The following is an 11,494-nucleotide window of genomic DNA, read 5'->3' on the forward strand; positions in this document are numbered from 1 at the left end:
GCCTGGGAATGAACCTGGTTGCTGAAGATCCGACGTGATAGCTTCGCGATCGGTCGTGAGGGTGGAACCGACTCGTTGGGGGATGGTCGGTGGGAGCACACGTATCTCAGGGGCCCGGCGAGGGTGACGCGTACCTCATCGGGGTGCTGGTCAACGAGTTGTGCGCGCTGCCGTGCGTGCGCGATCCCGACCAGTGCATCCACCTGGTGGCGCTCGTGGGATGGCACCTCGGCGTCGAGATCACCTACCTGCGCAGGACCCCACGCGTCGACATGCTGGCGCTCGTCATGGACGTGATGAAACGCGAACGGGGCCTGGAGGCCCTGGTCCTCGCCGTCGGTGTCGTCGCCGGCCCGGAGGACTCCGCCCGGCTGGCCCGTCTGGTGGGCAGCGGTCTCCCCGGCGAAGAGGTGAGCGAGCCCGACCCCGAGTTCGACGACACCGCCGTCCAGGAGATCCGGCGACTGCTCGCCGAGGTGCGCGGCGGTCACGACTCCCGTCTCTACACGATCCTCAACCACGAGCTCGGGGTGGACGTCCCGCACGGGCAGTCGCCCGCCCAGCGCTTCGACTTCCTGTGCGGGGTCAGCGCCCAGGCCGACGGACTGCCCCCGGCCCTGGTGCTGGTCGAGGTCCTGGCCCTCGACCAGCAGCCGGCGCTGCGCGAGTCGCTCATGGAGTGGTCCGACCGGTGGGCCCTGGGTGCCGGCCCCGAGCTCGTACGGGCTCTCGAGGACCGCAGGCGCGCGCTCGCCGCCCTCCCGAGGAGCGACCCGGAGGTGCCACGCTGCCTGGTCGTGATGGTGGAGCCCGCCGACGACGGTTCGGCCGACATCTACGTACGCCATTGGGTCAACGCCGCACCCGGATACTGGGAACCGATGGCCGGAGACGTGGAGCGCACCACCCTGGACGCCCTGGCGGGGGCGGTGGAGCGGGCCATCGGCCGGGGTGCGTCACGCTGGGCGGATGTCTCCGAGACCGAGCACGACCCCACGGTCCAGGTCGAGTTCGTACTGCCCTTCTGCTACCTGAACCACGACATGGCCCGGCTCGAACTGGGTACGCGCACCCATGTCCCGATGCCCCTCGCACTTCGCTACCATGTCCACCTGCGGAGCCTCGAACGCATGAGGAGCCGCGACACCGAGGAGCTCGGGCGCTGGCGGGCCCGTTGGGCACAGCTCAGGAAGATCGGCGTGGCAGAGCCCCATCGCTGGCACGGGGAGCGTGGCGAACGGCTGGACCGATGGCGCGCCGACCTTGCCGCCAACCCCCGGCTGACCGCGGTCATACTCGATGTTCCCGCACTGCCCGACCGCGGTCTGGACGCGCTCATCATCGCCATCGAACAAGGAGTGGGCCTTGCGGCGTGGGACCGCAGAACCGACAGCCCCGATCTCTCGGGTGAGGTGCTGACCCTGCTGCTCGCACATCCGCCGTCCCAACTCCCTTCAAAGGTAAGTCAGTTACGCAAGGAAGCCGAAGGGCTCGGGCGTGACAGTCTCTCCGTCGGCAAGCACATGGCCTTCTTCTGGGACGATCCGTACCGCCTGGTCGACTGTGAGGAGTTGACGGCATGACCGAGCAGGAATCGGCATCGCGCCCCGTCGCGCCGCCCTCCTGGAGGGTGTTCCACGCGACGGGCCGGCCGCCCGCCGGGGAGCCGCCGGTACTCCCGTCGCCGCCCCCGTGGAGAACCTTCTCCGGCAGTCCCGAGCAGCAACCCCCGCCCGACGACGCCCAGTCGGCGCTGCGCCGGCTCGGCGCCGTGCAGGGGGGCGCCCAACTGCGTGACGAGGAGATCGACGCGGTCAACGCCGCGCTCCTGCTGCGCCGGCCCCTGCTGATCACCGGGCCCCCCGGTGTCGGGAAATCCACCCTGGCCTATCTGATCGCCCTGGAACTGGGCCTCGGCCGGGTCCTGCCCTGGAGCATCGTGAGCCGCACGACGCTGCGCGGCGGGCTCTACGAGTACGACGCCATCGGGCGGGCGCAGGCCATCGCCGCCTGGCGTGCGGGCGCGGGGAGCGGGACCGACGCGCGGGGCGACGCTCCGGAGCTCGGGGACTTCCTGACCCTCGGCCCGCTGGGAACGGCGCTGCTCGCCTACCGCAGGCCCCGCGTCCTGCTGGTCGACGAGCTGGACAAGAGCGACATCGACCTGCCCAACGACCTGCTCCACGTCCTGGAGAACGGCTGCTACGACATCCCCGAGCTGGTGCGCGCCGGTGAGGGCGACGTCTCGGTCTTCACCGACGACCCGCACGGCCGGGCCGTCATCGGCTCGGGCCGGGTCGAGTGCGCCGAGTTCCCCGTCGTCGTGATCACCAGCAACGGCGAGCGCGAGTTCCCGGCCGCCTTCCGCCGTCGCTGCCTGCCCCTGGAGATGCGGCCGCCCGGCCGGGAGCAGCTCGTGTCGATCGTCGTCAGCCATCTGCGGCAGCGTCCCGAGGGCATCGAGGAGATCGTCGACGACTTCGTCAGACGCCTGGACGGCGGCGGTACCCAGTCGGTGGACCAGCTGCTGAACGCCGTGCAACTCACCACGGCCCATGGATTCCGGGCCGACGGCGAGGGGCGTAATCTCATTGAGATGCTCCTTCGCGACCTCTCGAAAGGCCGCTGATGAACGGCTTGCCACGGGAACGCGCCCCGGACTCGACGGCAGCGTCGAGCGGTGCGGCGACCGGTCGCACGGCGGACGGCACGAGCTGGCGGGACCTGGGGGACGCCGTCTGGCTCGCGGCGGCGTGGCGCCGGGCCGGCCGTTCCTCGCACGGCGGGACCGACCCCGCCGGGGGAGCGTTACCCGACGAGGGGCCGGAGCCGCTGCCCACCGACCTCCCGCTCCCGGCCGCCGACTCGTGGTCCCCGGAGACCGTGCCCGCCGGGAGCACGCACACCCTGGACCCGCGCGACCTCGTGCTGCGCGCCGTCGAGGAGGCCAGGTCCGGTCGCCCGGAGGCCGTGCTCCCGCCGTCCCCGCGCCCCTCACGGCACACCGTGCCGCTGCGGCTCGCCAGGGCACTGCGCGGGCTGGGCCGAAGCGTTCCCTCCCGCCACCAACGCCGCCTCGACGAGGAACGCACCGCCGAGCACGGGCTGAGTGACGGCCTGTGGATCCCGTACCTCGAACCGGTCCAGGAGCGGGCCTTCGACTTGATGCTCCTCGTGGACAGCGCGCCCACCATGCCCGTATGGGCGGACACCGTCAGCCGGTTGACGGACGAGGCGGTGCGCAGCGGTGCGTTCCGGGACGTCCGTACCGTCGATGTCGCCCTGCCCAGCGGCGCCGCCCCCGTCCTGCGCTGGCCGGGAAACCGGCACGCCCACCCCGCCGAGCTCCTCGACGGCCGGGGGGCCCGGCTGTTCCTCGTCGTCACCGACGGGCTTGCGCCCGGCTGGGCGGACCGCGGGGCCGACGAACTGCTGGGGAGGCTCTCGGCCGCCGGCCCCACGGCCCTCGTCCATCTGCTGCCCCCGTACCTGCGCCACCGGTCCTCCGTGTACCCCTTCCGGGCACAGCTGGACGCCGGCGGCTTCGGCGCCCTCAACCGGCACTTCCTGTGCCACTCCCTGCACGGGGTACCCGAGGGCGGCCGCGCGCTCACCGGTTCGGGTGACGGTTCCGTGGCCGTCCCGGTGCTCAGCCTGCGCCCCGGCTCCTTCCGGGCCTGGGCCGATCTGGTCACGGGTGAGCGCGGGGTGCGCCGGGCGCTGCCGGTCGTCCTCGCCGGGGCGATGGCCAAGGGAGTGTCCACGCCGGGACTGCGCACCCCCCGGATCGACGGGCCCCGCGCGGCCGCGGACGCCGTGCGCAGGTTCGTCGCCCTGGCCAGCCCGCTCGCACGTCAGCTGGCCGTGCTGCTCGCCGTGGCGCCGATGCGGTTCGACGTCATCCAGGAGCTGCGCGACCGCGCCTTCCCCGAGTCGGGCCCCGACCATCTCGCCGAGATCATGATGGGCGGGCTCATCGACTGGGAGCGCGACGGCGACGGAGGCCCGGACTTCGCGGACGGGGTACGCGAAGCGCTGCTGGCCACCAGCAACCGCACCCAACTCGCCCGTGCGGTGGGCCTGCTGGCGGAGTCACGGACCGGCCGCACCCAGGGCATCCGGCTGCGCGCCGCGCTGCGCGACCCGGCGCGCGCCGCCCTGCCGGACCGGGCGGGCGGCCAGGCCTGGCTGCGCATAGAACTCGCCGTGCTGCGCGCCCTGGGCGGGCAGCCGTACCGGGCCAGGGCGGCACGTCTGAACACCGTCCTGCTGCACGGCGCGGGTTCGGCGGCAACGGGGACCAGAGATGATAAAGAGGCATTTGACGTGAATGAGAATGCCGCCGCTCTCCGGTCGCATCCGGCCGTTTCCACAGGAGGATCCGTGTCGTCCACGACACCCGCAGAAGTTGACCAGGATGCCCGGAGGGCCGACCAGAGCATGGAAGTCACCGCACCGGAGCTACGCTTCGTCCGCACCGGCCAGCCGAAGATCATGGGGAACGTCCCACCGAAGAACCCCAACTTCACGGGGCGGGAAAGCCTTCTGGCGGCGGTGGAACGGCAGTTGCGTGAGGACGAGACCACGGCCGTCCTGCCGCACGCGCTGCACGGCATGGGCGGGGTCGGTAAGTCGCAGATCGCGGTGGAGTACGTCTACCGCCACAGCGGCGAGTTCAACGTCATCTGGTGGATCCCCGCGGAGCAGGAGAACCTGATCCTCGGAGCCCTCGCCGACCTGGCCCGCAGCCTAGGCCTGGAGGTCGGCCCGCAGGCCAACGCCGCCGTCCCGGCCGTCCGCGAGGCACTGCGCACCGGAAAGCCCTTCGACAACTGGCTCCTGGTCTTCGACAACGCCGAGGACATCGAGGCCGTCCGCTCCTACTTCCCCAACGGCGGCCCCGGGAAGATCATCGTCACCTCGCGCAACCGCGAGTGGGAACGCGTCGCCACCCCCCTCAGTGTCGACGTCTTCGACCGCGACGAGAGCATCGCGCTCCTGCAGCGCCGCGCCCGCGGCCTCAGCACCGCGGACGCCGACCGCCTCGCCGCCGCGCTCGGCGACCTGCCGCTCGCCGTCGAGCAGGCGGGTGCCTGGCACGCCGCGACCGGGATGCCCGTGGACGAGTACCTGGGCCTGCTGGAGGAGCGGCGGCCCGAGATCCTCGAACTCGACCCGTCCCCCGACTACCCGCTCCCGGTCGCCGCGGTCTGGGACATCTCACTGAGCCGCCTCTCGCAGGACAACCCCGCCGCACGCCAGCTCCTGGAGATCTGCGCCTGCATGGCGCCGGAACCCATTCCGCTCAGCCTCTTCCGGGGCGGCCGCAACGTCGAGATCACCCCCGAACTCGACCCGGTCCTGCGCGACCCGCTGCTGCTCGCCCGCGCCACCCGCGACCTCAGCAAGCTGTCCCTGGTCAGGCTGGACCACAAGACCGGCACCCTGCAGATGCACCGGCTCATGCAGAACGTCATCGTCGCCAGGATGGACCCCGAGGAACGGGCCAGGATGACACGGGCGGCCCACCTGCTGCTCACGACGGCCAAGCCCGGCGCACCCGCCTCCCCGGACCAGTGGCCCGCCTACCAGGCGATCCTGCCTCATGTGATCGCCTCCAAGGCGGTCGAGAGCTCCGACGCCTGGGTCCGGGACCTCGTCTACGACATGGTCATGTTCCTGTACTACTGGGGGGCGCACGAGTCGGGCGCGGCCCAGGCCCGGCTGGCGTGGGCAGCCTGGCGTGCCCAGTCCGGGGACGAGGACCTGCACGTCATCAGGATCACCAAGCTTCTCGGCTTCTACCTGAGGCTGCTCGGCCGCCCCGCCGAGGCGGTCGAGCACAACGAGCGGGCTCTGGCGATCTCGCGGGGTGCGCAGATCCCCGACGAGGAACTCATCGACTCCATGTGGCAGATGGCCGGCGCCCTGCGGTACCAGGGCGAGTTCCGGCAGGCCAGCGATCTGGCGGAGGAGGCCTACGCGCGCGCGAGTGACCTGTTCGGTCCGGACGACCCCACCACGCTGAGCGCCGCGCACGACTACTGCGTGACGCTGAGGCTGAACGGCCGGTTCGCCACGGCGCGGGAGATCGACGAGGAGACGGCACGGCAGCGCGAACTCCTGTACGGCCCCGCGAGCGGACTCACCCTCAACACGCTCAGCGGACTGGCCATCGACATCCGTGAGGCGGGTGACTACGTCGGCGCGCGTGCGCTGCAGGAGTCGAACTACCTCACCTACGTCACCCATTTCGGCGAGACCAACGCCTCCACCATCCGGGCCGCGCTGAACCTCGCCGTCTGCCGTCGCCGGGCGGGTGTGACCGAGGGGGGCGCCGCTCTGGCCGAGCAGACACTCGAACGCTTCACCACTCGCTACGGCCTCAACAACACGGACGCCCTCGGCGCCGCGGTCCACACGATGGTCGAGCGCCGACTGAACGGCGACCTCGCGGGGTCCAGGGAACTCGGTGAGCAGACGCTGACCGCGTACCGGAAGGTGCTCGGCGACCGCCACCAGTACACACAGTTCGCCAAGGTGAACCTGGCGGCGACGATGCGGGCCCAGGGCGACATCGACGGGGCCGAGAGCCTGGACACCGGAGCCCTTGCGGACCTGGGTGGCACCCTGGGCGAAACCCATGTCGCCACCCTGACCGCAGCCATGTGCCGGGCCAACGACCACTACGCCCGGCTGGACTTCACCCGGGCCAGGAACGCCGATACCGCGGTCCTCGCGAAGCTGTCCGAGACCGCGGGTGCCGACCATCCCCTGACCCTCGCGTGCACCGCCAACCTCTCGCTGGACCAGCGCGGTCTCGGCGAGTCGGCGGAGGCCGACCGGCTCAACACCCTCGCGGTGGACGGCCTTGCGCGGGTGATCGGGGACAGCCACCCGTGGCACACCGCGGCCAGATTGCACCAGCGCATCGAGTGCGACATCACGCCGCTGCCGATGTGACACGGCGGGGAACGGACAACCGCCGGCCGGCCCACCGCACGCGCGCGGTGGGCCCGGCCGGCGGCAACGAGCCGACGGGGGCGCACACATGACCACGGTGGTCTTCACTCATGGCACGGGTGTGCGTGAACCACACCTCACCACGCTGCTCACGCAGGTCGCTTCGGGCCTGACGGCGACGGCGCCGCACGCGCGCCTGCTCGCCTACCGGTGGGGCGAGCGGTACGGTGCCGCGCTGGCCGCCGACGGCGTCAGCATCCCCGCACCACCCAGCTCAGGAACAGGCCGGGACGCCGCGGAGCCCGGGGAACGGGACGAGGCGCAGGAGTGGGCCCGGCTCTACGAGGACCCGTGGGCCGAACTGGCGGCGGCGGCCGCCGGAGCGGCCGGCCGCGTCACGCCGCCCGGAGCCGCCTTCCCGGACGAACGCCCGCGAGCCCTCCTCCTCGGCCTCGCCGCTCAGGACGAGCCCGGGGCCGGGCCGCTCGCCCCCGGGCTGCGCAAGGCCGCGGCCCGGCTCGCGCGCACCCCTCTCCTCGGTCCAGCCGCCGACGCGCTCGACCGCGAGACCCTGGCCTGGGTGCTGGCCCGGGCGGTGATCGCCGAGGCCACCGCCGACGCCCTCGACGCGGACAGCCCCGTGCAGGGCGGAGGCGACGCCCGGGACGCCGCCGTGGCGGTGGTCGCGGAACGCCTGGGCGCCGCCCCCGCCGGCACCGGCCGCGGGCCTCTGCTCCGCCTGGCCGGCCGGCCGCTCGTGCGTCTCGGCTCCCGCTACGCGGTGCGGCGGCGCCGCGCCCTCACCGACGCGGCACACCCGGCCGCCGGTGACATCCTCAAGTACCTGGCCCGCGGCGAGGACGTCCGCCGAGGCCTGCGCGCGTTCCTCGCCCCCCTGGAACCGCCCGTCGTCCTGCTCGGCCACAGCCTCGGCGGGATCATCTGCCTCGACACCCTCATATCCGGCCCCCTGCCCGGCGTCGAGCTGCTGGTCACCGTCGGCTCGCAGGGGCCCTTCCTGTACGAGACGGGCGCTCTGCCCTCCCTGGTCCACCCGGACCCGCTGCCCGGGCACGTCCCTCCGTGGCTGAATCTCTACGACCGCCGTGACCTTCTCGGATATGCGGCGGCGCCCCTCTTCCCCGGCCGAGCCCATGACGTCGCCACCGACAGCCGGCAGCCGTTCCCCGTCGCGCACAGCGCCTACTGGAGCGACCCGGCCGTCTTCCGGGCCATCGGGGAGCGACTGCCGTGAACCGCGCACCGGTCCGGCCGGACCGCGTCGCCGCCCTGGTCGTCGGCATCGAACGGTACGCCGCCGGACCCGACTGGGACCTCCCGGGACCGGCCCGGGACGCGCTGCGGTTCCGCGACTGGCTGCTGGCCCGCGGCGTTCCCGGCCCCAGTATCCAGTTGCACCTCGCCCCGCTCCCCGGGGCCGAGCCCGACGTCCCCTACCTGCCGGCCGACCACGCCTCCCTGCGGCGCGCCCTCGTCACCGACCTCCCGGCCCTGGGCGGGGACGCCCTGTGGGTGTGGTGGGGCGGCCACGGCGTGCTGGACCGGGAGGAACACCTGCGGCTCTACAGCGCCGACGCCACCGTGACCGACCGGCGCAACATCGACGTGGAGTCGGCCCGTGACGCCTACCGGAGCGACGCCGTCCCGGACTTCGGCCGGCAGATGTGGATGATCGACGCGTGCCGGACCTTCGACGAACGGCACCACTTCCCGCAGACCCTGCCCCACGAGCGGTTCGCCACCGGTGCGCGGGTCGAGGGGCACGAACAGGTCCTGATGTTCGCCGCAGGCCGCGGGCAACGGGCGGCCAACGATCCGGAGCGCCGGCTCGGCGTGTTCTCGGACATCGTCCTGAGCGAGCTTCCGCCCGACCCGATGCCCGACCCCGCCGCCCTCTTCGCGGCCGTGGAGGCGAGGATGAGCGCGCTGCCCGCCTCCGGGCACGCCCCGCAACTCCCCACCGTCTTCATGGAGAGACCGGGATGGGCCCGCAACATCACCCCACCACCGCCTCCCCCACCTGCCCCACGCCCTCCGGCGGCCGGCCGGGCCCTCGCCCGGCTCATCGACGCCCTTCTGGCGTACGCCCTGATGAACGACCGCGACGAACGGCAGGCGCTGGTGAACGAGTTGCCGGCCTCCGCCGTCGCACGGATGCCGCGGCACACGATGCCGCGGACCGACGTCGTCGGGATCGTCCGGACACTGCGGGCACGGCCCGGCGGCCTGTGGGAGCTGTACGACGCCGTGACCCTGCTCGACGACGACCCGGGCCGGGCCGCCGAACTCAAAGCCGCCGTAGAGGACTTCGTCACAGACCCCGGACCGGGGAGGTGATCGGCTGGCGTGATCACACGGGTTTCGGTAAGAGGTCTCAATCGTCATGATGGAGTAAACGGTGGCATCCCGTGCCACCGCTCGCGAAGGGGGAGCGCGCCTTGTACCAGCCGGTACCCGCCGACGGCATACCCGATCACCTCGAGTCCGACCTCATGGACCTGGCCGCCGTGCGCGTCGCCGATCTCCGGCGCCTCCCGGCCCCCGGGGCCGCCGACCGCCTCCTCGCAGAGCTCCGGCGTGCGCGCAGCAACGCGATGGGGGGCGGTGAACCCGGCTCAGGACGGGCCGAATGAGACCGGTCGGCCGGTCTCACGAACCGACAGGGAGCGATGTGTACGCCCCGATCCGCATGCCCGGTCCTTTGTTCGACGAGATCGCCGCAGGCGGTGGCTCGCCCGAGGCCGTGGCGTTCCTGGTCAGGGGCGAACGTACCCGCCGTCTCCTGCTGCTCCGCGAGCTCCTCGACCTGCTCGACGCGGATCCCGGCATCCTCGGCCCCCTGGACGCCCGGACGGTCTGGCCCACACTGGAGGCCGCCGCCGCCGAGGCCCCGGAGCCGGTCGAGGAACTGCTGCTGAGCCCGCAGGTCGGCAGCTGGCTGGCCCACGCCCTGCGCCGGCTGCACGGAACGGCTTCGGGCCCGCCGCTGTGGGCCGACGCCGGCCAGATCGCCGCCGTGGCCGCGACGGCGGCCCTCCACGCGGGCACCCACGCCGAAGTACTGCTGCCCGCCCGGGGCGGGGCGGTGAGTCTGCCCGCGCTGGGCACGGTGCGGCTGCCGGGCCGGAACGGGGACGGCTTCCACACCGTACGGGCCGTGGTGTCCGGCGGGACCCTCACCGTCCGGCAGGCCGGCGGATCCGACATCGTCGTACGCCCTCTCGACGGGGCGGAGTCCGCACACTGGCTGCCGGTGCGCAGGCTCGGCACGGGGCCGGGAACGCGGGCCGTGCAGCTCGACGACCTGGACCCGTACCGTGACCTGGACGAGCCCATCGCTCCGGGCCGCCTCGGTCCCGAGGAACTCCGCGCCTGGCAGGGTCTGTTCGACGAGGCGGTGGCCATCCTGCGGCGCGGGGACGGCTCGGGCCCCGGCGGGCTGCGCCCCGAGGAGATCAGCCGGATCGTCCCCTGGCGCGCCAAGGACGGTGACGTCGGCCTTCCGGTGCCGCCGGCGGGGCTCAGCGCCTCCACCGGCGACGCCTTCGCCTCCATGGTCGTGGCCCGGCCGCCGGACGGCCCCGCACTCGCGGAAACCCTCGTCCACGAGTTCCAGCACAGCAAACTGGGCGCCCTGCTGCACCTCTTCCCGCTCATCGAGGACGACCGGACCGAGGCCCACTACGCTCCCTGGCGCGCCGATCCGCGCCACCTGCCGGGGCTCCTGCACGGGGCGTACGCCTTCGTCGGCGTGACCGGGTTCTGGCGGGAGCGGACAAGGGACCACGGGGCGGACCCCGAGGGACGGGCGGCGTTCCTCTTCGCGCTGCGCCGGCTCCAGACCCGCATGGTCCTGCGCACCCTCGCCACCCGGGCCCGGCTCACCGTACCCGGGCGCCGACTCGTCACCCGGCTGTCCGAGACGGTCGACGGCTGGCTCGCGGAGCCGCTCGACCCGGCGGTGGTGGCGAGGGCCCGGGCGTCGGCGGTCAGTCACCGGGTGGAGTGGCGGCTGCGCAACCTGCGCTGCGGCGACGAGGACAGGAAGGCGCTTCTCGAAGCGCTGCGTTCGGGGTCCGGCCCGACGCCCGCCGGCCCACCGCGGATCACCCCCGACGCGGGCGGATACTGGCAGGACGACCGGGGCCGCCTCCATCTGCTGGGGAAGGACCGGCCGGGCCCGGCGGCCGGCGGCGACGAACTGCTCGTCGCGGGCGACGCCGAGGCCGCGCGCACCGCGTACGCCACCCGGCTGGCCGCCCCGGCCGCGCCCCCCACCTCCCTGGGGCCGGACCCGCACGCACTGGCCGGCTGGCTGCTGGCGCACACGGCGCTGCACCCCCAGGACCGGCGGTTGCTCGCCCGCCCCGAGCGCTTCGCGGCGCTGCTGTCCGCCGCCCCTCCCGACCGCTGGACGTGGACCGCCCGGTGGCTGGCGGGCGGCGCGCCCCGGGCGTGACGGGGCCGGGAGAATGCCGGGCCCGCCGCGGTCGCCGGTCCGTGGCCGAGG

General features: G+C 73.3%; 7 protein-coding genes. All 7 read left to right on the top strand.

Translation table 11 applies throughout. The annotated features are described in order from the left end of the window. Positions 1-89: 89 nt before the first annotated feature. Positions 90-1,583 carry a VMAP-C domain-containing protein gene (locus BA175_RS03615; protein WP_069169725.1) on the top strand — a complete coding sequence of 498 codons (1,494 nt, stop codon included), beginning with the start codon at positions 90-92 and terminating at the stop codon, positions 1,581-1,583. Then, complete coding sequence (locus BA175_RS03620; protein WP_069169726.1) at positions 1,580-2,629, top strand: AAA family ATPase; 1,050 nt, start codon at positions 1,580-1,582, stop codon at positions 2,627-2,629. The genes BA175_RS03615 and BA175_RS03620 overlap by 4 nt, the downstream gene beginning before the upstream one ends. Continuing rightward, complete coding sequence (gene fxsT / locus BA175_RS03625; protein ID WP_069169727.1) at positions 2,629-6,963, top strand: FxSxx-COOH system tetratricopeptide repeat protein; 4,335 nt, start codon at positions 2,629-2,631, stop codon at positions 6,961-6,963. Before BA175_RS03620 ends, fxsT begins: the two co-directional genes overlap by 1 nt. 121 nt (positions 6,964-7,084) lie before the next feature. Further along, on the top strand, positions 7,085-8,218 hold the full coding sequence (locus BA175_RS03630; RefSeq protein ID WP_438947309.1) for a hypothetical protein: 1,134 nt from the start codon (positions 7,085-7,087) through the stop codon (positions 8,216-8,218). Beyond that, positions 8,215-9,321, top strand: a complete 1,107-nt coding sequence (locus BA175_RS03635; protein WP_069169729.1) for an effector-associated domain 2-containing protein — start codon at positions 8,215-8,217, stop codon at positions 9,319-9,321. The genes BA175_RS03630 and BA175_RS03635 overlap by 4 nt, the downstream gene beginning before the upstream one ends. Before the next feature lie 101 nt (positions 9,322-9,422). Continuing rightward, positions 9,423-9,617, top strand: coding sequence for an aldo/keto reductase (locus BA175_RS03640; RefSeq protein ID WP_069169730.1), 195 nt, complete (start codon positions 9,423-9,425; stop codon positions 9,615-9,617). 56 nt (positions 9,618-9,673) lie between these two features. Beyond that, positions 9,674-11,443 carry an HEXXH motif domain-containing protein gene (locus BA175_RS03645; RefSeq protein WP_254667800.1) on the top strand — a complete coding sequence of 590 codons (1,770 nt, stop codon included), beginning with the start codon at positions 9,674-9,676 and terminating at the stop codon, positions 11,441-11,443. Positions 11,444-11,494: the final 51 nt, after the last annotated feature.

This window comes from Streptomyces griseus (genome assembly GCF_001715295.1).
GTDB lineage: Bacteria > Actinomycetota > Actinomycetes > Streptomycetales > Streptomycetaceae > Streptomyces > Streptomyces griseus_G.

Excerpts from the sequence above, each read along its gene's own strand:
- fxsT (WP_069169727.1), top strand. The coding sequence starts at position 2,629 with ATGAACGGCTTGCCACGGGAACGCGCCCCGGACTCGACGGCAGCGTCG.
- BA175_RS03620 (WP_069169726.1), top strand. The coding sequence starts at position 1,580 with ATGACCGAGCAGGAATCGGCATCGCGCCCCGTCGCGCCGCCCTCCTGG.
- BA175_RS03645 (WP_254667800.1), top strand. The coding sequence starts at position 9,674 with ATGCCCGGTCCTTTGTTCGACGAGATCGCCGCAGGCGGTGGCTCGCCC.